At 72.1% G+C, this 25,081-nt stretch carries 22 protein-coding genes; 14 read left to right on the top strand and 8 right to left on the bottom strand.

Features of this window, described 5'->3' with window-relative positions:
• Positions 1–76: 76 nt before the first annotated feature.
• From ACIPKM_RS11380 to ACIPKM_RS11360, 5 genes are all read left to right on the top strand, one after another.
• Entirely contained in the window at positions 77–979 is a 903-nt protein-coding gene (locus ACIPKM_RS11380) for an ABC transporter permease (RefSeq protein ID WP_070418482.1), read from the top strand.
• A gap of 4 nt (positions 980–983) precedes the next feature.
• Complete coding sequence (locus tag ACIPKM_RS11375) at positions 984–2,213, top strand: ABC transporter ATP-binding protein (protein WP_071295760.1); 1,230 nt, start codon at positions 984–986, stop codon at positions 2,211–2,213.
• Entirely contained in the window at positions 2,132–3,244 is a 1,113-nt protein-coding gene (locus ACIPKM_RS11370; RefSeq protein ID WP_402736752.1) for a glycosyltransferase family 2 protein, read from the top strand. The genes ACIPKM_RS11375 and ACIPKM_RS11370 overlap by 82 nt, the downstream gene beginning before the upstream one ends.
• Before the next feature lie 74 nt (positions 3,245–3,318).
• Positions 3,319–4,482: a glycosyltransferase family 4 protein gene (locus ACIPKM_RS11365; protein ID WP_402736751.1), complete on the top strand. Its 1,164-nt coding sequence runs from the start codon at positions 3,319–3,321 to the stop codon at positions 4,480–4,482.
• Entirely contained in the window at positions 4,479–5,333 is an 855-nt protein-coding gene (locus ACIPKM_RS11360) for a glycosyltransferase family 2 protein (RefSeq protein WP_071295763.1), read from the top strand. Before ACIPKM_RS11365 ends, ACIPKM_RS11360 begins: the two co-directional genes overlap by 4 nt.
• A 225-nt stretch (positions 5,334–5,558) precedes the next feature.
• On the opposite strand, the gene ACIPKM_RS11355 is transcribed toward ACIPKM_RS11360, so the two are convergent.
• From ACIPKM_RS11355 to ACIPKM_RS11345, 3 genes are all read right to left on the bottom strand, one after another.
• Positions 5,559–7,310 carry a glycosyltransferase gene (locus tag ACIPKM_RS11355; RefSeq protein WP_402736750.1) on the bottom strand — a complete coding sequence of 584 codons (1,752 nt, stop codon included), beginning with the start codon at positions 7,308–7,310 and terminating at the stop codon, positions 5,559–5,561.
• Between the two features lie 125 nt (positions 7,311–7,435).
• On the bottom strand, positions 7,436–8,299 hold the full coding sequence (gene rfbA / locus ACIPKM_RS11350) for a glucose-1-phosphate thymidylyltransferase RfbA (protein ID WP_071295765.1): 864 nt from the start codon (positions 8,297–8,299) through the stop codon (positions 7,436–7,438).
• Positions 8,300–8,318: 19 nt separating this feature from the next.
• The gene (locus ACIPKM_RS11345) at positions 8,319–8,927 is read right to left on the bottom strand and encodes a dTDP-4-dehydrorhamnose 3,5-epimerase family protein (protein ID WP_070418475.1); all 609 of its coding nucleotides are present in this window, start codon (positions 8,925–8,927) and stop codon (positions 8,319–8,321) included.
• 85 nt (positions 8,928–9,012) lie between these two features.
• Here ACIPKM_RS11345 and ACIPKM_RS11340 point away from each other — a divergent pair, with 85 nt between their 5' ends.
• Genes ACIPKM_RS11340 through ACIPKM_RS11315 form a run of 6 tightly spaced genes read left to right on the top strand, consistent with a single transcriptional unit; the run spans position 9,013 to position 16,500 of the window.
• The gene (locus ACIPKM_RS11340; RefSeq protein ID WP_402736749.1) at positions 9,013–9,954 is read left to right on the top strand and encodes a glycosyltransferase family 2 protein; all 942 of its coding nucleotides are present in this window, start codon (positions 9,013–9,015) and stop codon (positions 9,952–9,954) included.
• Positions 9,944–11,527, top strand: coding sequence for a DUF2142 domain-containing protein (locus ACIPKM_RS11335; protein ID WP_402736748.1), 1,584 nt, complete (start codon positions 9,944–9,946; stop codon positions 11,525–11,527). Before ACIPKM_RS11340 ends, ACIPKM_RS11335 begins: the two co-directional genes overlap by 11 nt.
• A complete protein-coding gene (rfbB, locus tag ACIPKM_RS11330) occupies positions 11,524–12,510 on the top strand; it encodes a dTDP-glucose 4,6-dehydratase (protein WP_070418472.1) in 987 nt (328 codons plus the stop codon). The genes ACIPKM_RS11335 and rfbB overlap by 4 nt, the downstream gene beginning before the upstream one ends.
• Positions 12,511–12,524: 14 nt before the next feature.
• Positions 12,525–13,376 (top strand): dTDP-4-dehydrorhamnose reductase, encoded by an 852-nt coding sequence (rfbD, locus tag ACIPKM_RS11325; RefSeq protein ID WP_402736747.1) that lies wholly within the window; start codon positions 12,525–12,527, stop codon positions 13,374–13,376.
• Positions 13,373–14,311, top strand: coding sequence for an NAD-dependent epimerase/dehydratase family protein (locus ACIPKM_RS11320; protein ID WP_402736746.1), 939 nt, complete (start codon positions 13,373–13,375; stop codon positions 14,309–14,311). Before rfbD ends, ACIPKM_RS11320 begins: the two co-directional genes overlap by 4 nt.
• A gap of 59 nt (positions 14,312–14,370) precedes the next feature.
• Positions 14,371–16,500, top strand: a complete 2,130-nt coding sequence (locus tag ACIPKM_RS11315; RefSeq protein ID WP_175496051.1) for an acyltransferase family protein — start codon at positions 14,371–14,373, stop codon at positions 16,498–16,500.
• Positions 16,501–16,625: 125 nt separating this feature from the next.
• Here ACIPKM_RS11315 and ACIPKM_RS11310 read toward each other — a convergent pair whose 3' ends face one another.
• The gene (locus ACIPKM_RS11310; RefSeq protein ID WP_070418468.1) at positions 16,626–17,804 is read right to left on the bottom strand and encodes a glycosyltransferase family 4 protein; all 1,179 of its coding nucleotides are present in this window, start codon (positions 17,802–17,804) and stop codon (positions 16,626–16,628) included.
• 29 nt (positions 17,805–17,833) lie between these two features.
• Between ACIPKM_RS11310 and ACIPKM_RS11305 the strand changes: the two genes are divergently transcribed.
• On the top strand, positions 17,834–18,889 hold the full coding sequence (locus ACIPKM_RS11305) for a YbhN family protein (RefSeq protein WP_083295289.1): 1,056 nt from the start codon (positions 17,834–17,836) through the stop codon (positions 18,887–18,889).
• Positions 18,890–18,946: 57 nt separating this feature from the next.
• Complete coding sequence (locus ACIPKM_RS11300; protein ID WP_402736745.1) at positions 18,947–20,089, top strand: glycosyltransferase family 4 protein; 1,143 nt, start codon at positions 18,947–18,949, stop codon at positions 20,087–20,089.
• Between the two features lie 31 nt (positions 20,090–20,120).
• Here the strand turns inward: ACIPKM_RS11300 and purE are convergent, their stop codons facing one another.
• The 4 genes from purE to ACIPKM_RS11280 all read right to left on the bottom strand — a co-directional run bounded on the left by purE (position 20,121) and on the right by ACIPKM_RS11280 (position 24,432).
• A complete protein-coding gene (gene purE, locus ACIPKM_RS11295; RefSeq protein WP_071295772.1) occupies positions 20,121–20,633 on the bottom strand; it encodes a 5-(carboxyamino)imidazole ribonucleotide mutase in 513 nt (170 codons plus the stop codon).
• 9 nt (positions 20,634–20,642) lie between these two features.
• On the bottom strand, positions 20,643–21,755 hold the full coding sequence (locus ACIPKM_RS11290; protein ID WP_402736744.1) for a hypothetical protein: 1,113 nt from the start codon (positions 21,753–21,755) through the stop codon (positions 20,643–20,645).
• Positions 21,756–21,783: 28 nt separating this feature from the next.
• Positions 21,784–23,148, bottom strand: a complete 1,365-nt coding sequence (locus tag ACIPKM_RS11285; RefSeq protein WP_402736743.1) for a glycoside hydrolase family 6 protein — start codon at positions 23,146–23,148, stop codon at positions 21,784–21,786.
• Between the two features lie 147 nt (positions 23,149–23,295).
• A complete protein-coding gene (locus ACIPKM_RS11280) occupies positions 23,296–24,432 on the bottom strand; it encodes a 5-(carboxyamino)imidazole ribonucleotide synthase (protein WP_402736742.1) in 1,137 nt (378 codons plus the stop codon).
• A gap of 153 nt (positions 24,433–24,585) precedes the next feature.
• Between ACIPKM_RS11280 and ACIPKM_RS11275 the strand changes: the two genes are divergently transcribed.
• Positions 24,586–25,068 (top strand): GtrA family protein, encoded by a 483-nt coding sequence (locus ACIPKM_RS11275; RefSeq protein WP_254789528.1) that lies wholly within the window; start codon positions 24,586–24,588, stop codon positions 25,066–25,068.
• Positions 25,069–25,081: the final 13 nt, after the last annotated feature.

Below are 25,081 nucleotides of genomic sequence, written 5' to 3'. Positions count from 1 at the left end.
CCGCAGCGCGCACCGGCGTCCTGGGTGATGCGGTGAGTATGCTGTTCCGGTCCTGCCCCCACGAACGAAGAGACACATGGTCGATCAAGCCCGCATGGCCGCGCTCGCGAAGGAGCCCCTGGTCGTGGTCGGCGCTCCGACGAGTGCCATCCGAGGAACCTGGCGAGAACTGCGCGACGTCTTCCGGCAGCGCGAGATGCTCGGCATGCTCGTGCGCCGCGACCTCAAGGCGCGGTACAAGGACTCGGCGCTCGGGTTCGTGTGGACGCTGGTGCGCCCGCTGACCCAGCTCCTCATCTACTACTTCGTGATGGGGCAGATCCTCGGCGCGGCCAAGGGCATCGACAACTTCGCGATCTACGTCTTCACCGGCCTGAGCGCCTACACGCTCTTCAGCGAGATCGTCGCGGGTTCCACCAGCTCGATCGTGGGCAACAGCGGGCTCATCAAGAAGGTCTACGTCCCGCGCGAGGTCTTCCCGCTCGCGAGCGTCGGTGCCGCGCTCGTGAACTACGTCATCCAGTTCGCCATCCTCATCGCCGCGACCCTCGTCATCGGGGTGTTCCCCTGGCACGAGGGACTCGTCTACCTGATCCCCTCGCTGCTCGTCATCCTCGTGTACGGCGCCGCGATCGGGCTCGTGCTCGCGGCCCTCAACGTCTACCTGCGCGACGTGCAGTTCCTCATCGACGTGGGCCTCATGGTCCTGCTCTGGGCGTCCCCCATCGTCTACTCGTACTCGATGGTCGTCCAGCGGCTGAAGGTCGACTGGATCCTCGCGGTGTACACGAACAACCCCCTCACGCTGTCCGTCCTCGGCATGCAGAACGCCATCTGGCTGCACGACCCGGCGAAGGTCGTCTACCCCGACCACCTCATGCTCCGACTCGGCATCGCGTTCGTCATCGGCCTGTTCTGCCTCATCGGCGCCCAGCGCGTGTTCTCGCGCCTGCAGGGCAACTTCGCGCAGGAGCTCTAGACCCATGGCCATCAGCACCCCCGTCGCACCCACCGCCCAGCAGCGCGGCGACGAGCGCCCCGACGTCATCGTCATCGACCACGTCCGGAAGCGCTTCACCGTCCGCAAGGACAACACCATCCGCGAGCGGATCGTCACGCTCGGCCGCGCCGGTCGCAAGCACCGCCAGGACTTCTGGGCGCTCGACGACGTCACCGTGTCGATCCAGGCCGGGACCACCGTCGGCCTCATCGGCCAGAACGGCTCCGGCAAGTCGACGCTGCTCAAGGCCATCGGCGGCATCATCCAGCCGACGTCCGGCACCGTCTCGCGCCGGGGGCGGCTGGCCGCGCTGCTCGAGCTCGGCGCCGGCTTCCACCCGGACCTGTCCGGCCGCGAGAACGTCTACCTCAACGCGGCGCTGCTCGGTCTGAGCCGCAAGGAGACCGAGGCGCGGTTCGACGACATCCTCGCGTTCTCCGGCATCGGCGACTTCATCGACACCCAGGTGAAGTTCTACAGCTCCGGCATGTACGTGCGACTCGCGTTCGCCGTGGCCGTGCACACCGACCCCGACGTGCTGCTCGTCGACGAGGTCCTCGCCGTCGGCGACGAGGCGTTCCAGCGCAAGTGCCTCGACCGCATCCGCTCGTTCCAGGAGCAGGGCAAGACGATCATCATCGTCACGCACTCGCTCAGCCAGGTGCAGGAGATGTGCGACCGGGTCGTGCTGCTCAACAAGGGCAAGGTCCTGCACGACGGGGACGCCGTCCAGGCGGTCAGCAAGTTCCGTGACGTGCTCGAGGAGCGCCGGTCCGGCGAGCTCAGCGCCGACGTCGCCGTGGGCCGCGGCACGGTCCTCGGGGCGACCGTGCACGCCGACGGCAAGGAGCACCGCGCACCCGTCACGCCCGGTGACGACCTCGTCGTGGACATGGAGTTCGAGCACCTCGACGGCGTCGCCGACTGGGAGGCCGCCGTCCAGATCAACAACACCGCCGGTCAGGTCGTCTACGGCACCACCACCGGCATCATGGGCGTCACGCTCCAGCCGCTGCACGGGCGCCGGAAGCTCCGCCTCCGGATCACGGACACGAACTTCGGCACCGGCAAGTACTTCATCAACGTGTCGATGATGGACTCCGCCGGGCGGCACCTGCACGACCTGCCGGAGTGCGACTCGTTCGAGGTCCCGTCGTTCGGCGACGCCGTCGGCAGCGTCTACGCGAAGCCCTCCATCGAGGAGCTCGGCTGACGCCCACCGACGGCGCCTCCCGCACCGCGGTCGTCGTCGTCAACTGGAACCGTGCGGACCTCACGACCCGGGCCGCCCGCGCCGTGCTCGACGACGGCGCGGCCGACCAGGTCATCGTGGTCGACAACGGGTCGTCGGACGACTCCGTCGCCGTGCTCCGCCGCGAGCTGCCCGAGGCGACGGTGCTGGTCCGCGACACCAACGGCGGGTTCGCCGCGGGCGCGAACACGGGCATCCGGCACGCGGACGCCGACGTCGTCGTCCTCCTCAACAACGACGCCGAGCCGGCTCCGGGCTTCGTCGCGGCCCTCCGCGACCACCTCGACGCCGCCCCTGCGGCCGTGGCGGCCGTGACGGGCCGCATCGTGCTCGCCGGGCGCTGGTCGCGCCTCCAGGCCGGTGCCCCGGTCCCCGCCGGACGGGCGTTGCGCGACCACACCGGCCACCTGTGGGTGCCCGACGCCGACGGCGAGGTCCGCCTCAACTCGACCGGCGTGCGGGTCGACCGCGACGGCAACGGCATGGACCGCGACTGGTTCGGCGCGGCAGACCAGCCGGCGGACCGCGACGTGTTCGGGTTCTCGGGCGGCGCCTCCGCGCTCCGGAAGGCCGCGCTCGACGACGTCGGACTCCTCGACGAGTCGCTGTTCATGTACTACGAGGACACCGAGCTCGCCTGGCGGCTCCGTCGCCGCGGATGGCGCGTCGAGTACGCGGCCGACGCGGTCGTCGAGCACGACCACTCGGCGTCGTCGGGCGTGCAGAGCGACCTGTTCGTCTTCCGCAACGCCCGCAACCGGCTGGTCGTCGCCCTGTGGCACGCGCCGTGGCCGACGGTCCTGCGGGCTGCGGTCCGGACGACCGCGCGCGGCCTGGTCGGACTGCGTTCCGGTCGCACCCGACGGGAGGCGCGGCTCGTCCTGGCAGCGCTGGCCGACGTGACGGGGCACCTCCCCGCGCACCTCGCGCGGCGGCTCCGTGAGACGCGGGTCGCGTCCGTCCCGCGGAGCGCCGTGGACCCGGACGCATGAGCGGAGCGGGCTATCCTGGGGACTCCCCCGTCGACGGTCCCGGCCGCGGCGTCCCCGGCCGGAAGGAACCTCGCGTGCCGCAGCTCACCGTCCTCATCGACGGGACCGCGGTACCGCGCAACCTCGGCGGTGTCGGACGCTACGTCGAGGGGGTCGCGTCGCACCTCACCGACCCGTCGCTCGACGTGCACCTCGTCGTCCGGCCCGAGCACGCCGCGCACTTCCGCGACGTCGCACCGCACGTGACGCTGCACACGGCACCGGCGTGGACCGACTCCGTGCCGCTGCGCTTCCTCTGGGAGCAGACCGGGCTGCCGGCACTCGGTCGGCGGATCGGCGCGGCGGTGCTGCACTCCCCGCACTACACGTTCCCGTTCTCGTGGCGCCGTGGGTCCGTGGTGACGCTGCACGACGCCACGTTCTTCTCGAACCCCGAGTGGCACTCCCGCCTGAAGCGCACGTTCTTCACCTGGTGGAGCCGCCGATCGCTCCGGACCCGTCCGGTCGTCATCGTGCCGAGCGCCGCCACCGCGACCGAGGCCGCACGCGTGGTGTCCGGCATCCGTGCGGACGTCCGGGTCGCCCCGCTCGGGGTCGACCGGACCGTGTTCCACGAGCCGTCCACCGCCGAGGTCGAGGACGCCCGCATCGCCGCGACCCTCCCCGACGACGCGTCCTGGATCGCGTTCCTCGGCACGATCGAACCGCGCAAGAACGTCACCGCACTGCTCGACGCCTATGCCGCGGTCCGCGACGCCCGCGCGGTCACGGGGTCGGATACCCCCTGGCTGGTGCTCTCCGGTGCCCGCGGCTGGGACGAGACCGCGATCGCACGGCTCGACGCGCTCCAGGACGCCGACCACGTCATCGAGGCCGGGTACCTCCCGCTCGAGGACCTCTCCGGCTTCCTCGGCGGCGCGGAGTTCGTCGTGTACCCGTCCCTCGGCGAGGGCTTCGGCCTGCCGGTGGTCGAGGCGATGGCGACCGGCGCCTGCGTGCTCACCACCAGGCGCCTGTCGCTGCCGGAGGTCGGGGGTGACGCCGCCGTGTACACCGAGCCGTCAGCCTCCGCGCTGGGGGCGGCGATGGCCTCGCTGCTCGACGACCCCGCTCGCGTCGCGTCGCACCGCGCCGCCGCACTCCGCCGGGCCTCCTCGTTCACGTGGGTGGCCACAGCCGCCGTGCACGTCGACGCGTACGCGGCCGTCGCTCGTGGCGGCTCCGGGGGTGTCCGATGACCCGGGTCGCGGTACTCACCGTCACGTACAACACCGGTGAGACGATCCGGCCGTTCCTCGCGAGCATCGAGGCGGCGTCCAGTGATCCCGTGGCCGTGGTGATCGCGGACAACGGCTCGGCCGACCTCGACGCACTGCGGGCGATCGGCGAGTCGTACGGCGCCGTCGTGGTGTCCTCCGGGGGCAACCGCGGCTACGGCGGCGGGATCGACGCGGCCCTCAGCGCGCTCGACGACGTGCTCCCCGACGTCCGGCCGGAGTTCCTGCTCGTCACGAACCCCGACGTGGTCCTCGCGCCGGGCTCGATCGACGAGCTCGTCGCGGCTGCGGACCGTCTGCCGTCCGGCGGGTCGTTCGGTCCGCGGATCCTCGACGAGCAGGGCGACACCTACCCCTCGGCGCGCCAGCTGCCGTCGCTCCGGACCGGCCTCGGCCACGCGGCGTTCTCGCGCTTCTGGCCGGCGAACCCCTGGAGCCAGCGGTACTGGTCCACCACCCAGGTCGTCGAGCGCGAGGCCGGCTGGCTGTCCGGCGCGTGCTTCCTCATCCGGACGTCGCTGTTCCGCGAGCTCGGGGGCTTCGACGAGTCGTACTTCATGTACTTCGAGGACGTCGACCTCGGGCAGCGCGTGGGGCTCGCCGGGCGGGCGAACGTGTACGTGCCGACCGCCGTGGTCACGCACACCGGGGCGCACTCGACCTCGTCGAACCGGCGCCGCATGGAGATCGAGCACCACCGGAGCGCCTACCGGTTCCTGTCGCGGAAGTACCGGGCGTGGTGGCTGTGGCCGCTGCGGGCGATGCTGCGTGTGGGGCTCGCCGTCCGGGCGCGCTGGGTGACGCGCAAGTAGCGCGCGGCGCCGCTGCGCAGCGCAAAACCAAAACCACTGCGCGCCGCGCCTTCCCGCGGTTCGGAGCGGCTTTGGTTGTGCGGCGGCGCAGCCGCGCCCGCGTCGAACCACGAATCCGACGTCGAACCAGGAGCGCGGCCTGGTTCGACGTCGCGAACGTGGTTCGACGCCGCGGCGGCGGCAGCCGCGGCGCGGCGCCGCAGGCGGCCGCGGCCCGCGGCGCGCTCAGCGCCGCAGGCGCGCGCGCTCGGCGCGCGCGGCGTCGAGCAGCACGCGGGCACGGGCATCGAAGGAGTGCTCGGCGGCGATGCGCGCGGCCACCTCGGCACGCGAGGCTTCGTCGGGCCACGGGTACGCCGGGTCGAGCAGCGCCGCGAGGTCCTCCCGCGACCCCGCCACCGCCAGCGTCGGCACGTCGAGCACCTCGCCGAGCCCGACGACGGGGTCGGTCACGACGACTCCCCCGGCGGCCAGGACGTCGAACACCCGGTTCGACACGAACCCCCCGGCGGCCATGTCCGGCCAGTGGTCGTTCAGCACGACACGGGCGGACGCGTAGGCACGCGCGACCTCGGCGCGGGACAACGACGGCGCCCCGAGGGAGGATTCCGGCACGACGTCCTCCCACCCGGGCCCGTGCACGCGCAGGTCGGCACCGAGTGCGACCGCGTCCGCGACGACGGGGCGAGCGGCGCCGCGGGTGGAGCCGACGAAGACGACGCGGCCGGCGTCCGGCCCCGACGACACGCCCGGGTGGAACACCGCCGGGTCGGTCGCCTGCAGCAGCGTCCCGACCGGCACGCCCGACCGCGCACTCGCCGCGGCGGCCCACGCCGGACCCGCGGCGAACGCCCGGTCGAACGACCGCAGTTCGGTGTCCGCGACGTCGTCCGGGTGGCTGATCACCCAGAGCAGGTTCACGGACGCCGGGTTCGGCGGCACCCGGTCGAGCCCCCGCACGACGAGCGTGACGTCGTCCGCGCCGTCGTCGTCCCGCACGTGGGCGTCGCGGCGGTCGACGCGGACCCGCTGTCCGAGCCGCTCGAGCGCGGCGGCGAGTTCGGCCGCGAAGTGCACGTCGCCCCAGCCGTCGCCCTCGGGTCCGGCGGGCGCGGCGATCTTCAGCGACCACGCGAGCTGCTCGGTGGCCGACACCGTCGGGGCCACGGGTGTCACCGGCCGAGCGCCCCACGGCGGCACCGGCGGCCCGGCCACCACCGAGCCGGTCCCGTCGACGGCGCGGTCGCGCCACCCCGAGACGGCGTCGACGGTCGCCGCGTCGACGGTGCGCCCCGCCTCGTCCGAGCGCTCGAGCGCCCAGACGAGCGCGACGTCACGATCGGTGCGGTCCGCGACCGCGCGGCTCCAGGCCGACAGCGTGGTGCGTTCGTCCGGGAGGCACGGTGCCGGTACCAGCGCACGTCCGGGCATCGCCAGTGCGGGTTGGTCCGCGGCGAAGACGGTCGCAGCGGCTGCGGTGTCGCGTGCGGTGAGGATCGTCGACCGGAGTCCGTCGTCGCCGGGCACGACCGACGCGGTGTCGTCGCTCCAGGGCAGCGCCCCGGGCCGGAGGAGCCGGGCCCCGTGGCGTGCGGAGCCGTCGGCGAGCCATACCCGGGCCTGCGCCACACCGCGCGCACCGGCCTCGGCGAGCACCTGGAGGTCCTGGTCGGTGACACCCACCGTCGAGTCCACCACGACGAGCACGCCGCGCACCCCGCCGGCGACCCCGGCGTTCACGGCCGATCCGATGCAGTCGACGGCGTCCGGCCGCACCCACGGCACACCCCGGGGCGACGGCAGGACTGGGGAAGCATCCGCGACGTAGGCCACGGCACGGACGTCCACCTCGGGACCGAAGGCGGTCCGGGCAGCGGTGACCATCGCGGGCAACCGGTCGTGCCGGTCGGACCGGCTGACGAGGAGCACGGTGACGCCGGTCTGCCGGACCTGCGCCGGGCCGTCGAACCCGACCACCCGCACGGGCGACGCCGCCGTCGCGGACGGGTGTCGCGCCTCCTGGACCGCATCGGGCCCGGAGGGCGTCGCGTCGCGACGGCGGCGTCGACCGAACCAACCAGAGCCGGGCGCCACGGGGGTGACTAGGCGGAGAGGAGCCGCTGGAGGTAGACGCCGTAGCCGCCCTTGACGAGCGGGGCGGCGAGGTCGGCGAGCTGTGCGTCGTCGATCCAGCCGTTGCGCCAGGCGATCTCCTCGATGCAGCCGATCTTGAAGCCCTGACGGTCCTCGATCACCTTGACGTACTCGGACGCCTGCATCATCGACTCGAACGTGCCGGTGTCGAGCCAGGCCGTGCCGCGGTCGAGGACCTGCACGCCGAGCTCGCCGGCGTCGAGGTAGCGCTCGTTCACGGTCGAGATCTCGAGCTCCCCGCGGGCGCTCGGCTCGATCGTCTTCGCGATCTCGATGACCTTGTTGTCGTAGAAGTACAGGCCGGGGACGGCGTAGTTCGACTTCGGCTCGGTCGGCTTCTCCTCGATGGAGACCGCGGTGAAGCTGTCGTCGAACTCGACGACGCCGTACGCCTTCGGGTCGGCCACGTGGTACGCGAAGATCGTCGCACCCTCGACCTCGGTGTTCTTGCGGAGGTTCGTGCCGAGGCCCGTGCCGTGGAAGATGTTGTCGCCGAGGACCAGCGCGACGCTGTCGTCGCCGATGAAGTCCTCGCCGATGACGAAGGCCTGCGCGAGGCCGTCCGGGCTCGGCTGCACGGCGTACTGGATGTCCATGCCGAGGGCCGAGCCGTCGCCGAGGAGCGCGCGGAACTGGTCGTTGTACTCGGGCGTCGTGATGACCAGCACCTCGCGGATGCCGGCCATCATCAGCGTCGACAGCGGGTAGTAGACCATCGGCTTGTCGTAGATCGGCATGAGCTGCTTGCTGATGCCCTTGGTGATCGGCCAGAGACGGGTGCCGGAACCCCCGGCGAGGATGATGCCCTTCACGGGTGCGTCCTTTGCTTCGTTACTTCGTCGTACGGAGGGACTCGGTGTAGGCCAAGCACTCCTCGTAGGTGGGGAGCAGCCCTGCGGCGGCAGCCTGCTCGAGGGTCGGTGCGCTGGTGTCCTTCTCGGAGAGGACCGGCTCGCCGAGCCCGTCCGGCAGGGTGAGCCCCACGGTCGGGTCGAGGATCGTGATCCCCTTCTCGCGCTCGGGGTTGTAGTGCGCGCTGACCAGGTAGTTCACCGTCGACTGGTCCTCGAGCGCGACGATCGCGTGGCCGAGCCCCTCGGACAGGTACACCGCCTTGCGGTCGACGTCGTCGATGCGGACCGAGTCCCACTGCCCGAACGTCGGGGAGCCCACGCGGATGTCGACGATGTAGTCGATGAACGCCCCGCGGACGGCGGTGACGTACTTCGCCTGGCTCGGCGCGACGAGGGCGTAGTGGATGCCCCGTGCGACACCGGCTGCCGAGATCGACATGTTCACCTGCCGCAGGTCGAGCGGGTGGCCGACCGTCTCCTCGAGGACGTCGGCCCGGTACGCCTCGAGGAATGCTCCTCGTGCGTCGCCGTGCTGGACGGGCGTGAACTCCCACGCGCCGGGGATCTTCAGTTCGCGGATCTGCACCGGGGAAGCCTAGCAAGGCGCGAGTTCGCATAGGCTGTCATGGTTCTGCGCACTGCCGACTCCCGAAACGAGACCAAGCGAGCCCGTGAAGCTATTCGTCCAGATCCCCTGCCTCAACGAGGAGAACACCCTCGCCAGCGTCATCGACTCGATCCCGAAGCAGATCGACGGCATCGACGAGATCGAGATCCTGGTCATCAACGACGGCAGCACCGACCGCACGGTCGAGGTCGCCAAGGAGCACGGTGTCCGGCACTTCGTGCACCACACCACGAACATGGGCCTCGCCCGGTCGTTCCGGGACGGCGTCGACTATGCGCTGCTCCACGGTGCCGACATCGTCGTGAACACCGACGGTGACAACCAGTACCCGCAGGCGCACATCGCCGAGCTGGTCCAGCCGATCCTCCGCAAGGAAGCCGAGATCGTCATCGGCGACCGGCAGACCCGGACGATCGAGCACTTCTCCGGGTTCAAGAAGCTCATGCAGCGCTTCGGCTCGTGGGTCGCCTCGCGCGCGGCGGGCCTCGACCTGCCGGACGCCGCGAGCGGGTTCCGCGCGTACTCGAAGTACTCGCTCATCCGCCTGAACATCGTGACGCGCTTCAGCTACTGCATGGAGACGATCGTGCAGGCCGGGTACAAGCGCCTGGCGATCGCGTCGATCCCGATCACGACGAACCCGAAGACGCGCGAGTCCCGCCTGTTCAAGAACATCTGGCAGCACATGTTCCAGTCCGGGTCGGCGATCGCCCGCGTGTACCTGATGTACCGCCCGATGGCGCTCTTCCTCTGGGTCGCGGCGATCCTCGGCGTGCTCGGGGCGTGGCCGCTCGTCCGGTACCTGGTGCTCCTCGCGATGCACACCGGCGGCAACCACCTGCAGTCGATCATCCTCGGGGTGGTCCTGCTCATCACCGCGGTGCTCAGCATCGTGATCGGCGTCGTCGCCGACCTCACGCGGCTCAACCGCACGCTGGCCGAGGAACAGCTCGACCTGCAGAAACTCCAGCGCTATGGCGACTGAGGTCACCGCCGCACTGCCGGTGACCCGGGGGGAACGACGCGCCGTCATCGCACTGACGGCTGCGTTCGCGCTGCTGCTCACGCTGTGGGCCTTCCTGACGCCGATGTTCGCGGCCCCGGACGAGGCAGCGCACTTCGACGCCGCCGAACAGCTCGCGCTCGGCAAGGGGTGGCCGGCGCCGGGTGACATGGACCTGCTCAAGACGACGTACGTCGAGCAGGGGCAGTCCACGAACGTCGCCGCGGCGAACCGTGAGACCGTCGCGCAGCTCACGGCGGAGAACCCGGGCAACCACGACTTCGTCAACCAGATGTCGCAGCACCCGCCGACGTACTACGGCGTCGGTGCGGTCGTGCTCAAGGCGATCGGGTTCTTCCACCTGCGCTGGGACATCGGCGTCATGGCCCTGCGCCTGATGGACGTCGTGGTGCTGCTCCCGCTGCCGTTCCTGACGTGGGCGACCGTCCGGCGGGTCACCCGCTCCCCGCGCACCGCGATCGTGGGCGTCCTCGCCCTGTTCGCCGTGCCGCAGCTGGCGCAGATCGGCTCGTCCGTCACGAACGACGCGCCCGTCATCGTGCTCGGTGCCGTGATCTCGTGGCTCGCCGCCCGGGCCCTCACCGGCGACCACCGGTGGCGCATCGCCGTGTGGCTCGGGGTGGCCGTCGCCGCGGTCTGCTCGGTGAAGGGCACCGGGCTGCCGACGGTGCCGTTCGTCGCGATCGCCCTGCTCGTCGCCGGCCACGGGACCCTGTCGTGGGGCGCCCGCATCGGCCGGACCGCCGTCGCCGGCGCGATCGTCGCCGCGGCCGGCTCGTGGTGGTGGATCCGCAACCTGGTCCTCTTCGGCACGCTCCAGCCCGACGGCGTGAGCGCCGTCCGCCAGGACAAGCCGTGGGGCCGCGAGACGAGCGCCAACTTCGGCGAGTTCATGAACGTCGAGTGGGATCGCCTCACCTCGTCGTTCTGGGGGCAGTTCGGTGCGCTCCGCTACCCGATGACGCAGATCCTCACGGACTCCCTGACCGTCATCGCCCTCGCCGTGATCGTCGGGTGGGCGTTCCGTCGCACGGCGCAGCGCACCACGGCGATCGTGCTGCTCGTCCTACCGGCGCTGACGCTCGTCATCCAGCTGCAGAACAACTTCTCCTCGTACGACGACACGCAGCTCATCGCCGGCGCACAGGGCCGCTACCTGTTCATCGGGCTCGTCCCGCTCATCGCCGTCAGCGCGATCGCGTGGCGGAACCTCGTGACGAGCGCACCGGAGCGCGGCCGTGTCGGTTCCTTCGCGCTCTGGGGCTTCCCCGTGATCGGGCTCTACGGCCTGACGGTCGCCTACCGCGGCTTCTACGAGAACACCCACCTGCAGGTCACCGTCGCCGGTCTCGGTCGACTCGTGAACCTGACGCCCGCCGGCCGGTACGGCTTCGTCGTGGTGCTGCTCCTCGCCGCCGTCGCGGTGGTCTGGGCGCTCGTCGAGGCCCGCCGGAACCTGGTGCTCCGGGACGCCCCGCTACACTCGTCCATCGATCCAACGTCACCGACTCCGAAAAGGAACCTGACCTCGTGAAGATCCTCGTCACCGGCGGAGCCGGCTTCATCGGCTCGAACTTCGTCCGTCGCACCCTGCAGGACGCGTACCCCGGACTCGAGGGCGCCGAGGTCGTCGTCTACGACGCCCTGACCTACTCGGGCAACCTCGAGAACCTCGCCCCCGTCGCGGACTCGCCGCGCTACACCTTCGTGCAGGGCGACATCCGCGACGCGGCCAAGCTCGACGAGGTCATCCCCGGCATCGACGCCATCGTGCACTTCGCCGCCGAGTCCCACGTCGACCGCTCGGTCCGCGACTCCGGCATCTTCGTCGAGACGAACGTCGTCGGCACCCAGCGTCTGCTCGACGCCGCGCTCCGGCACGGCACCGAGCGCTTCGTGCACGTCTCCACCGACGAGGTCTACGGCTCCATCAGCGAGGGCTCGTGGGACGAGGAGCGTCCGCTCGAGCCGAACTCGCCGTACTCGGCGTCGAAGGCCGGCAGCGACCTGCTCGCCCGCAGCTACCACCGCACGCACGGGCTGAACCTCTCGATCACGCGCTGCTCGAACAACTACGGGCCGTACCACTTCCCCGAGAAGGTCATCCCGCTCTTCGTCACGAACCTCATCGACGACAAGCACGTCCCGCTCTACGGCGAGGGCAACAACATCCGCGACTGGCTGCACGTCGACGACCACACCCGTGGCATCGCGCTGGTGCTCACCAAGGGCCGCGCGGGCGAGATCTACAACATCGGCGGCGGCACCGAGCTCACCAACAAGGAGCTCACCCAGCTGCTGCTCGACGCGACCGGCAAGGACTGGTCGTACGTCGACCGCGTCGCCGACCGCCTCGGCCACGACCTCCGCTACTCGGTCGACATCTCGAAGATCCAGGCGGAGCTCGGCTACGAGCCGCAGGTGCCGTTCGAGCAGGGTCTCGCCGACGTCGTCCAGTGGTACCGCGACAACCGCGCGTGGTGGGAGCCCCTCAAGGAGCGCGCGGCGCTCGCCTGAGCCCGGACGTCACGATGACCCGCACCCTGATCACCGGCGCCGCCGGCATGCTCGGTCGCGACCTGCAGCTCGCGCTGCACGGACGTGACGTCACCGCGCTCGGTCGCGCCGACCTCGACATCACGGACCCCGACGCGGTCGACGCCGCCGTCGCCGGCCACGACGTCGTGATCAACTCGGCCGCGTACACCAAGGTCGACGACGCCGAGACGCACGAGTCCGACGCCGCAGCGGTCAACGCGACGGGCCCGCGGCTCCTCGCCGAGGCGGCCGTCCGGCACGGCGCGAAGCTCGTGACGATCTCGACGGACTACGTCTTCGACGGCAACGGCACCGCGCCCTACGCCGAGGACGCCCCGACGGACCCGCTGAACGCCTACGGCCGGACCAAGGCCGAGGGCGAGGCACACGTCCGCCGGATCGCTCCGGACTCGTCGTACGTCGTGCGGACCGCGTGGATCTACGGCGCGCACGGGCCGAACTTCGCGGCGACGATGCTCCGGCTCGCGCAGACGCACGACACGGTGTCCGTCGTGACCGACCAGGTCGGGCAGCCGACGTGGACGGGTGACCTCGCGGCACGCATCGTCGAGCTCGTCGACGCGGACGCCCCGGCTGGCACCTACCACGGCACGAACTCGGGCCAGGGGTCCTGGTACGACTTCACCAAGGCGATCTTCGCCGAGAACGGGCTCGACCCGGACCGCGTCCTCCCGACCGACAGCGCGGCCTTCGTGCGTCCCGCACCGCGTCCGGCGTACAGCGTGCTCGGGCACGACGGCTGGTCCCGCGCGGGCCTGGCGCCGATGCGCGACTGGCGCGAGGCGCTGCACGCGGCGACGGCCGCCGGGGTCTTCGCAGCGTGACGGCCTCGTCGACCCCGGCGACGCTCGTCGTCGGCTCCGGAGGCTTCCTCGGGCGCGCGGTCCGTCGTGCGGCGGCCGAGGCGGCACCGGGGGCCGACGTCCGCGCGGCCTCGGTGCCCTGGGACGACCAGGACGCCGCGGTCGAGGCGCTCGTGACGGCGATCCGGGGCGTCCGCACGCCGGACTCCCCCTGGCGGGTCGTCTGGTGCGCTGGGACGGGGGTCGTCGCGACCGGTGCGGAGGTGTTCGAGGCCGAGCAGCAGCTCATCGGGCGGGTGCTCGAGACCCTCGCGGGCGACGAGGCCGCTCCGGGCACGCTCTTCTTCGCGTCCTCGGCGGGTGCCGTCTACGCGGGTTCCTCGCCGGCCCCCTTCGACGAGGACTCGGAGCCGGCTCCGCTCGCGCCGTACGGCCGGTCGAAGCTCGCGTCGGAAGCGCGGTTCCGCACCTGGGCCGAGTCGACCGGTGCGCGCCTGCTCGTCGGACGGTTCTCGAACCTGTACGGGCCGGGGGCGAACCTCGGCAAGGCCCAGGGGCTCGTGTCGCAGCTGGCGCTCGCGCACCTCGAGGGCCGGCCGTCGTCGATCTACGTCCCGACGGAGACCACGCGGGACTACCTCTACATCGACGACGCGGCGGCGATGGTGCTGGACGCACTGGACACGACCGAACGGTCGACCGACGCCGGCACCGCCGTCACCAAGATCTTCGCCTCCGGCCGCAGCGCCACCATCACCGAGGTGGTCGCCGCGGTCGAGGACGCCTTCGGGGAACCCCTCGACGTCCGCCACGGTGCCGACCCCTCGGCGACCTACCAGGGCCTCGACCTCCGGTTCGCCTCCCGGGTGCTGCCGACCGTGGACGCCCGCGACTTCACCGACTTCGGCCAGGGCGTCCGCAACACCGTCGACGCCCTGCGTGCCGCCCGGATCTGAACGTCCCCGAAGCCGCGTCCGTTTCCGAGGATCGCACGACAACTCGTAGGATTCCGTCAGTGAGCACTGCAACCGAGGACCCCCGCGGACCCGCACACCGCGCCCGGGACACCACCCGCTGGGACATCCAGGGGCTCCGGGCGTTCGCAGTCCTCGCCGTCGTCGTCTACCACCTGTGGCCGAACCGGCTGCACGGCGGGTTCGTCGGCGTCGACGTCTTCTTCGTCATCTCGGGCTACCTCATCACCGGCCACCTGCTGCGCGAGCAGCTCTCCACCGGGCGGATCCGACTCGGGCAGTTCTGGTCCCGGCGGGCGAAGCGGCTGCTGCCCGGCGCGTTCCTGACGATCCTCGCGACGGGCGCCGCGGTGCTCCTCGTCGTCCCGAGTGCCCTCTGGTCGCAGTACGGCCGCGAGCTGATCGCCTCGACGGTCTACGCGCAGAACTGGGAGCTGGCGGCCAGTTCGGTCGACTACCTCGACGCCGACAACCAGGCCTCGCCGTTCCAGCACTTCTGGTCGCTCTCGGTCGAGGAGCAGTTCTACATCGCGCTGCCCCTCCTGCTGCTCCTGCTCACGCTCGTCGTGCGGAAGCGGGTCTCCCCCGTCACCACGGCACGGATCCTGCTCGGCACCGTCGTCGTGGTCTCGCTCGTCTGGTGCATCGTGCAGACGAACACGAACCCCGGCGTCGCCTACTTCTCGACGGCCACCCGCGCGTGGGAGTTCGCGCTCGGCGGGCTCGCCGCGACCGTCGCGCTCCCCGCACCGCGCACGGTCGTGGCCCGGTCCGTCCGCTCGGGTGCCGCGATCGTCGGGGCGCTCGCGCTCCTCGCCTCGCTCGTCGTGATCACCCCGACGACGCCGTTCCCCGGCATCGCCGCCGCGCTCCCGGTCGTCGGCGCGACCCTGATGGTGACGTTCGGTGCCGGCACGCTGTTCGAGCTCCTCGGCGCGGTCCGCCCCATCGCGTTCGTCGGGCGCATCTCGTACTCGCTGTACCTGTGGCACTGGCCGCTCGTCGTCATCGTGCCGATCTGGCTCGACCACCCGCTCGGCTGGAAGAGCAAGCTCGCGGTCCTGGTGGTCTCGCTCGTCCTCGCGGCGGTCACGACGGTGTGGTTCGAGGAGCCGCTCCGGTTCTCGGGCTGGGTGCGCACGCTGCGCCCGCGTCGCGTCGCCGTCCTCGGCGTCGTCTGCACCGTGGTCGTCGCGGCACTCGGCGTCTCGACGCTGACCGCCGTGCACGTCCAGGAGGTCCAGGCCGCGACCTTCACGAAGCGCCTGCAGGACGGCGAGGTCTCGTGCTTCGGGGCTGCGGCGCAGATCAGCGCAGCGAAGCCGTGCGTGGACCCGAAACTCGCCGACGTCCGTGTCCCGGCGCCGTCCGCCGCCAAGGAGGACGACCCGAACCCGTCACCCGACGAGCCGGACCCGAACATCAAGAAGTGCTGGAGCGGGCGCTTCGAGACCTGCGTGCTCGGCAAGACCACCGGCTACTCGAAGCACCTGCTCGTCATCGGCGACTCGCACAGCAACACCCTGCTCGGCGTCTACCGCGACCTGGCCGCGAAGAATGGCTGGCGGATCGACCTCGCCGGCATCGGCGGGTGCTACCTGACGACCGCGCACCAGCAGTCCCTGAGCCCGGCCTCGGGTCGCGGCTGCGACCGCTGGAAGCAGCAGGCGATCGCGTTCGTCGAGCAGCACCGGGACGCCGACGCCCTGATCGTCGCGCACTCGACGACCCAGATGCCGGTGGACGCCCCCGAGGGCCAGCAGCGCGACGACGCCACCCGCGCGGGTCTCCTCGACGCCTGGCAGCAGGCTGCGGGCGACGACCTCCCCGTGATCGCGGTCCGCGACAACCCGGTCCCCCGACGCGACGTCGTCGCGTGCGTGAGCCGGATGACCGGCCCGACCGACTCGTCCTGCGACAACCCGCGGTCCGTGGCCCTCGCCCAGACCGACTCGTCGGCCGAGGCGATGGCGGCGTTCACCGCCGCCGGAGGCACGGGCAGCGTGCTCGACCTGACGAAGTACTACTGCACGGACACCACCTGCCCGGCCGTGATCGGTGGCGTGCTCGTCTACCGCGACACGAGCCACATCACGGGTACCTGGGCGAAGTCGCTGGAGCCGTACATCGACCAGCAGCTCAAGCAGAAGCTCGCGTCGTTCTCTCGGTGACCTGATGCGGTCCAGGAGGCGCGGTGCGGGCCCGCACCGTCCCTCCAGACACGGCCGTCACCCCGCTGGCGCGGTGCGCCGGTACCGGCTGGTGGGGCCCGCCTCCTGATCCGCAGGGACGCGCGTCAGCGGCGCGCGGCCGCCAGCAGTTCGCGGTACCGGTCGCCGACGGCGTCCACGGTGTGCGCGGCCGCGGTCTCGGCCGCGGCACGGCCGAGCCGCTCGGCGAGCTCGGGGTCGGCGAGCAGGCGGTCCACGGCAGCAGCGAGCGCCGCGGCGTCGCCGGGCTCGACGAGCAGGCCGTTCACGCCGTCCTCGATGACGTCGACGATGCCGGGCACGGCCGACGCGACGATCGCGCACCCGGCGGACATCGCCTCGAGCAGGGCGACGGGCAGGCCGTCGCGGTCGCCGTTCGCGGCGGGGACGGACGGGTAGAGTGCGATGCGGGCCTTGGCGTACTCGGACGCGAGGTCCTCCTTGCCGCGGGCACCGAGGAACGTGACGGCGGACCCGGCCCGGGCCTCGAGCTGCGCGCGGAGCGGACCGTCGCCGACGACGGCGACCTCGGCCGGCTGCTCGGCCATCCGGTCGAGGGCATCGAGCAGGACGATCGCGCCCTTCTTCTCGACGAGGCGGCCGACGAAGAGCACCCGGCCGGGGACGCGGGTCTCGCGCGCCACCGCGCGGGTGATCGGCTCGAGGTCGACGCCCATCGGCACGACGTGCACCTGGTCGTCGCGGGCGCCGAGCTTGCCGAGTTCACGCGCCATGTCCGTGCTCATGCAGGTGACCGACGCGGCGCTGCGGATCACGGAGCGCTTGACCCGCTGGAGGACCGGGTTGCGCAGGGCGTACAGGTCGCCGCCCAGCGTGGTCACCACGCGCGGCAGGTCACCGAGCACGAGCTGGCCGACGGCACCCTGCGGGATGATCCAGTGCAGCAGGGCGACGTCGGGCTGCGAGCGCCGGCGTTCCCGGCGGAGCGCGGCGGCCATCGAGCCGAAGAAGAACGGGACCTGGAGCCAGCGGGACTTCTTCGCCTTGAGGTTGTCGACGATCGCGCCGTCCGCCAGGTCGCGCCACCGGGCCGGGAAGTACCCGTACCGACGGACCTCGACGTCACCGATCCGCTGGTGCGCGCGGGCGCCCTTCGTCATCGGGGCGACGACGACGACGCGGTACTCGTCCGAGAGGGCGGTCGCGAGGTCGAGGACGAAGCCGGGCGTGCCGTCGCCGGCCTCGGCCGGGAAGGTCGACGCGGCGACGAGGAGGGTCGGACGGGGATCCGGATCGGGTCGCATCCAGCGCGCTCCCTTAGAGTTGTCGGTCGATGGACGCACAACAGCCTACGGGGTCGGCCGCAGGGTCACCGGACCCGCTCGACACCTCCTCCGACGTCGCCACGGGCGCGGTGCCGACGACCGGTCGGCGCGCTCGCGTGCTGACCGTCGTGAAGTGGGCTGCAGCGGTCGTGGCCGTCGTGTTCCTGGTCTGGAGCATCGCGAAGCAGTGGGACGACATCGCCCGTGACTTCGTGCGGCTCGACGCCCTCACGGTGGTCGTCGGCATCGTCTTCACCATCGTCGCCCTCGTCGCGAACATGCTGTCCTGGCGCGCGATGATGGCCGCCAGCGGGTACCGGGTGCGCCTGGCCGCGGCGTCCTCGATCTTCTTCGTCGGGCAGCTCGGCAAGTACATCCCCGGCGGCGTGTGGTCGATCGCCGCCCAGGCCGAGCTCGGGCGTGCGCACGGGCTGCAGCGCACCGGCAGCGCGGTCGCGGCGCTGGCCTCGATGCTCGTCAGCATGGTCACGGCCGCGGTCGTCGGGATCGTCGCCGTCCTGCTCGCCTCGTCGACCGGGTTCGCGACCTTCTGGTGGCTCATCCCGGTGATCGTCGTCGGCCTGGTGTGCCTCACCCCGCCCGTGCTCGGTCGGCTCATCGCGATCGCCTTCCGGGTGCTCCGCCGCCCGCCGCAGGACACCACCCTGACCTGGTCCGGCACGGTCATGTCGCTCGTCTGGTCGCTCGTCATGTGGATCGCGTACGGCGTGCAGGCCACGGTCGTGCTCCGGGTCTTCGGCGCCGACTCCCCGACCCTGTTCCCGGTGGCCGTGGGTGCGTACGCCGTCGCCTGGCTCGTCGGCTTCATCGTGGTGATCGCCCCCGCCGGCATCGGCCCCCGCGAGGGCATCCTCGTGCTCCTGCTCGGCAGCGTCGCCGGGGGTTCCGCCCCGCTCGCGCTCGCCGTCATCAGCCGGGTGTTCATGACGATCGGCGACGTCGTGCTCGCCGGTGTCGGGGCCGCCCTCGCCGCCCGGCACCGCCGCGTGACCGCCGCCGCCACACCGCGATCCGGCGCCCCGGTCCCTCCCCGCGCGGACTGATATGGTCGGCTTCCGGCCGCGCAGTGCGCACCACAGCACCACGAGGAGGCGCACCGCATGACAACACTCCACGTCGTCGTGGACCAGATCGTCGCCCCCGTCCCCGGCGGCATCGGTCGGTACGCCGAAGAACTGACACGGCACCTCATCGCGGGTGCCCCGGAGGGTGCGGACGTCGCCGGCATCGTCTCGGCGGTCGGCAAGGACGAGCTCGCGCACATCCGCACGCTGCTCCCCGGTCTCGGCGACCTCGACCGCCTGGCGCTCCCCCGCCGTGAGCTCTCGCTCGCGTGGCAGGGCGGCTTCGTCGGCGGCATTGGACGCGGCATGGTCCATTCCCCGAGCGTGCTCGCGCCCCTCGTCAAGCACGACCGGTTCAGCGATCCGGGCCGGCAGACGGTGGTCACCGTGCACGACACCGTGCCGTGGACCCACCCCGAGACCCTCACGCCGCGCGGCGTCCACTTCCACCGGGCGATGGTGAAGCGCGCGTGGAAGCACGCCGACGCCGTCGTCGTGCCGACCCACGCGGTCGCGGCGACGCTGAACGGCATCCACCGCTTCGACGAACGGCTCCGGGTCATCGGCGGCGCGCCGAGCGGGCGACTGCGGACCCCCGTCGACGCCGACCTCCGTGCCGAGCGGCTCGGCCTGCCGGAGCGCTACGTGCTCGCGGTCGGCACGCTCGAGCCCCGGAAGGGCCTGCAGTACCTGATCGAGGCGATGGCCCACCCGGACGCCCCCGCCGACGTCCCGCTCGTGATCGCCGGCCCGGACGGCTGGGGCGACGTCGACGTGTACGGCACCGCGGAGCGCGCAGGACTGTCCCGCGACCGCGTGAAGGTGCTCGGACGGATCGACGACCAGGACCTCGCCGTGGCGTACGACCGGGCGACGGTGTTCGTGTTCCCGAGCCTCGCCGAGGGGTTCGGGCTCCCGGTGATCGAGGCGATGAGCTTCGGCACGCCGGTCGTGCACTCGGACGACGACGCCGTGCGCGAGGTCGCCTCGGACGCCGGTGTGACGGTCGCCCGCGATCCCCGCGACTCCTACCCCGAACGCCTGGCGCAGGCGGTCTACCAGGTCGTCAACGACCCGCTGCTCGCCGGGCAGCTGGCCGTTGCGGGTCCGGACCGGGCGCGCATGTACGACTGGAAGGACTCGGCGGCCGAGACCTGGCAGCTGCACGCCGACCTCTAGCGGTCGGTCCCTGCGGCCGGGGTGCCGCCGACTAGAGCGAGTCGCGCAGGCGCTGCGCCTTCTCCTCGACGAGCTGCTCGAGCCCCTCGGCGTACTCGCCGAGGCGCGCCGCGATCGCGGGGTCGGCCGAGCCGATGATGCGCGCGGCGAGGAGCCCGGCGTTCGCCGCTCCGTTGATCGCCATCGTCGCCACCGGGATGCCGGCGGGCATCTGCACGATGGACAGCAGCGAGTCGAGTCCGTCGAGGCGCGCGAGCTGCACGGGCACGCCGATCACCGGGAGCGTCGTCATCGAGGCCACCATGCCCGGCAGGTGCGCCGCCCCACCGGCGCCGGCGATGACCACGCGGATGCCCCGGGCAGCGGCGCCGCGGGCGAACCGCGTCATCTTGTCGGGGGTGCGGTGGGCCGACACGACGTCGGCCTCGAACGGGATGCCGAGCTCGGTCAGCATGTCCGCCGCGGCGCGCATCGTCGGCCAGTCGGAGTCCGACCCCATGATGATCGAGACGAGCGGCTGGACGGGGGCTGCGGTGTCGGTCACGCGACGAGCCTAGTCGAGCAGGGCGGACCGCCAGGCGTCCCCGTCGTCGCCGATCGTCCGTTCGTCGCGGACCCAGCGGGCGGCCACGGCGTCGGCGGACCCGGAGGCGACGGCGCTGCGGACCGCGTCGCGCCAGGCACCGACGTCGTCCGGCACGGCCACGACGCCGTGCCCGCGCGCGTCCCGGTAGGACGGCCGGTCGGAGACGACCGCGGGGAGCCCGAGCGCGGTGTACTCGAGCGCCTTGAGGTCGCTCTTCGCCCGGTTGAACTCCTCGTCCCGCAGCGGAGCGACGCCTGCGCGCCAGCGCTGCCGGTGGTCGACGAGCCAGCGGGCGAACGCCGGGTAGTGGCCGTCCGGCACCTCGACGCGGCGGTACCAGCCGGGATCGTCGGCGTCCTCGGTCACGCCGATCACCTCGAGGCGGATCGGCGAGCCGTCGGGTGCGGTCAGGTCGGTGAAGACGTCCCGGAGCAGCTCGAGGTCGGCGCCGTGCGTGAGCGTCCCCATGTAGAGCACCCGGTGCTCGTCGGCGGGGCGAACGTCGTCGGCGGCCGGCTCGCCCGGGGTCCAGATCGTCGGGTCCAGGGCGTTCCGGACCACCACGACCCGGTGCGCGAGCGGCCGCACGAGCGCTGCGAGCTCCTCGGTGCTGACGACCACGAGGTCGGCGCCGCGCACGAGGGCGTCGATCGAGGCCAGCCGGTCCGGGTCGTACTCGGCCCGGGCCAGACGGTCGCGGCCGGAGTCCGTGAAGAAGTCGTCGTCGACCTCGGCGGCGGTCCGGGTCCCCCGCTCGGCGGCTGCGGCCAGGAAGGGTGCCACGAGGTCCCGCGGCAGGGCGTCCCGCTGCACGAGGACGGCCCGGTAGTCGGTCGTGTCGGTCCCGTCGACGAACGCGGCGGGGTCGACCTGCCGGACCTCGGCCGCACCGGTGCGCGCGAGGTGCTCGGTGCGGCGGACGACCCGCACGTGCGCCGAGGCGGGGTGCGCCCCACCGCCCCCGGCCACGACGTAGCCGAGGACCGGCAGGCGCACGGGTTCCGTGGCCGGGGCCGACCGCGCCCCGGTCAGGGAGCGACGGAGTCGACGGGCGGCACGGCGGACGAGATCACGCGGCATGCGCCCATCCTCCCGCGATCCGGTGGCGTCAGCGGACCGTGACGGTCGTGCACCCCATCGAGGTGTCCCCACCCCGGCCGATCCCGACCGCCGTCAGGCACACGCTCCGCTTCCCGCTCGACACCGCCACGGTCGCCCGGAACCCGTGGTTCCGCCCGACCCGGTGCACGCGGTCGACGTCCGGCCGCGAGGCGTCCGCCGTGGCGGTCCCCACCACCTTCCCGCCGACCGTGACGCGCACGGTGACCGGCTTCGTGAGGTCGTCGCGGTCGAACGTCCACCCCGACACCGTCACGCGCCGCTTCGCGGCCGACACGACCGAGTCCCGGTGCGCGGTCGGCGCGACGGACGGGGCCTTCCGGGCGGGAGCGGCCGTGGCGACCGGCGTCCCGAGCCGTGCGTTCGCCACGAGGGACTTCGCGAAGGACGACCACCACTTCCCCGCCGCCGGCCCGCCGTTGCACGTGCCGTCGCTCGCACCGGGGGTCTTCACCCAGAGCAGCGCATCGAGGGCCGAACCGTCCGACACCACCCGCGGTGAGGTGCCGAGCCCGGAGCCCGGGCCGTTGCACCAGGTGCCGCGCCAGCCCTGGCCGTTCCGGGAGGTGTCGATCACGTAGTGGGACCCGCCCGTGGCCGCGGAGACCTTCTCGGCGTAGGCCTGCTCCTGCGCGGTCGGGTAGTAGTTCGCGACGTTCGTGAAGAAGCCCCGCGCGCGCTGGACCCCGGCGCTGTTCAGCCGGGACGCCATCACCGCCGGCGGGACCCAGTTCGAGTTCCCCGCGTCGAGGTAGGCCGGCACGCCGGCCGTCGTGAAGGCAGCGACCTCGCGGGCGAGGATGCGGTACCGCTGGGCGTCGAGGGTCTCGCTGCACGCGCTGTTGCTGAGCATCGCGAGGGAGTCCGGCTCGACGATCACGGCCGCTCGGTGCCCGGCGACGCGGGCGACGATCTGGTCGACCCACGCGTCGTACGTCGCCTCGTCGAAGCCGCCGGCGGAGTACCCGCCGCAGTCACGCTGCGGGATGGCGTAGGTCACGAAGACCGCGGTCGTGCCGGTGCGCTCGGCACCCGCGATCGCGGCGTCGATCGTCCGCGTCAGGGTCGCCCCCTGCGTCCAGTCCCCGAGCCAGATCGCGACCGGGTACTGCGCGATCGTCTTCGCCGCGGCCGCGCCGCTCGGGTCGCTCGTCGCGAGGGCGGTCGCCTGCTTCGCCGCCTCGCTCGTGTCGGAACGGTAGGGACCGGAGGCGTAGAGGGACGACGCAGCGGCCGCACGGATCGTGGCGGCGCTCGTCGCCGCGACGGCGGTGGTCGGCGTGAGCGCTCCCGCGGCGAGCGCCACGAAGGCGCTCACCGCTCCCGTGGTGGCGAACACACTGGCGCGGCGCATGACGTACTCCCTGTGGACGGTGGACCCTGTCCCGTCCATGGGAGCACGCCGACGCGCGGGGGTACACACGCCAGATCGGGTGCCACCCGAGCGGGTGTCCGCCCTTCTGCGGACCGTCCGAGCGCACCGTCCGCGCGGACCGCAGCCTCAGTCGTCGAAGTGGGCCGCTGCGGACCGGGCGCGGTACGTGACGTCGTCGAGGTCGTCGCCGATGACGGTCACGTGCCCGATCTTGCGACCCGGCCGGGGAGCCTTGCCGTAGAAGTGGTACTTGGCCTCGGGGAACGCCTCGAGCGCACCCGGGTACCGCGCCGCGAGGTCGCCGTCCGCCGGACCGCCGAGCACGTTGATCATGACCGCGGCCGGGGCGAACGACCCGGTAGCACCGAGCGGCAGGTCGAGCACGGCACGCAGGTGCTGCTCGAACTGGCTCGTCGTGGCGCCGTCGATCGTCCAGTGGCCGGTGTTGTGCGGGCGCATGGCGAGTTCGTTGATCAGGATGCGCTCGTCGTCGGTCTGGAACAGCTCCACCGCGAGGACACCCGTGACGCCGAGCTCCGTCGCGATCCGCACGGCGATGTCCTCGGCCATGTCGGCGATGCGTCCGGCGCTGTCGGGGGCGGGGGCGAAGACCTCGGCGCAGACGCCGTCGCGCTGCACGGTCTCGACGAGCGGCCAGGCGACGACCTCGCCGGAGGGGCGTCGGGCGACGGACTGCGCGAGCTCGCGGGTGAACGGCACGAGTTCCTCGACGAGCAGCGCCTGCTCGCCGCCGGCCTCGGCGACGGCGATGAACCAGTCGGCGACGTCGGCCGGGTCGTTGACCACCCGGACGCCCTTGCCGTCGTACCCGCCACGGGCGGTCTTCACGACGGCACGTCCACCGTGGTCGTCGAGGAACGCCTGCAGCTCGTCGGGGTCGTGCACGGCGGCCCAGTCCGGCACCGGCAGCCCGAGCTCGGACAGGCGCGTGCGCATGGTGATCTTGTCCTGCGCGACGGCGAGCGGCTCCGGGCCGGGGTGCACGGCGACGCCGGCGTCGACGAGGGCACGGAGGACGTCCTGCGGCACGTGCTCGTGGTCGAAGGTGACGACGTCGACGTCCCGCGCGAAGGCGAGCACGGTCGCGGCGTCGTGGTAGTCCCCCTCTGCGGTGGCCGCGATGGCCGCCGACATGCCCGGGCCCTCGGCCAGCACCCGGATGTCGAGACCGAGCTCGACCGCGGCCGGCACCATCATCCGTGCCAGCTGTCCCCCACCGATGACCCCGACGCGCAACGCCATGCTGTGTGTTCCTTCCGTCGTTCACACCGTCCGGCGAGAACGCGCTGTCTAGAATCGCTGTTCGGGTCGCCGTCCTGTGCGACCTGCGGGTCGGCCCTCGTGAGCACGACCAGCGACAACTCTACGGACCCGGGAGAGACCGTGCGGCGACTGGTGGCCCAACTGGCACGCTTCGGCGTCGTCGGCGCGGTGGGGTTCGTCGTCGACACCGGCATCTTCAACGTGCTGCGGGCGACGGTGCTCAGCCCGGACGAGGTCCACTCCGGGCCGTTCTGGGCGAAGGTCGTCTCGACGATCGTGGCCATCTTCGTCAACTGGATGGGCAACCGCTACTGGACCTTCCGCGAGCAGCGGCGGGCGGTGGCCACGCGTGAGGGCATCGAGTTCGTCGTCGTGTCGCTCGGCGGCATGGTCATCTCGCTCGGCTGCCTGGGCATCTCGCACTACGTGCTCGGGCTGACCTCGGCGTTGGCGGACAACATCTCGGGCAACGTGATCGGACTCGTGCTCGGCACGGTGTTCCGCTTCTGGCTCTACAAGGTGTGGGTGTACCACCCCGAGCGCGGACACGACAGGGCCGTCCCCGCCGCCGAGACGACTGGTTCCACCGCGGGTTCCGAGGTCGTGGGCCAGTAGGCTCGACGCGCCA

It is taken from the genome of Curtobacterium sp. NPDC086286 (assembly GCF_044746255.1).
GTDB lineage: Bacteria > Actinomycetota > Actinomycetes > Actinomycetales > Microbacteriaceae > Curtobacterium.
This window is presented reverse-complemented; position numbering and strand designations above follow the sequence as displayed.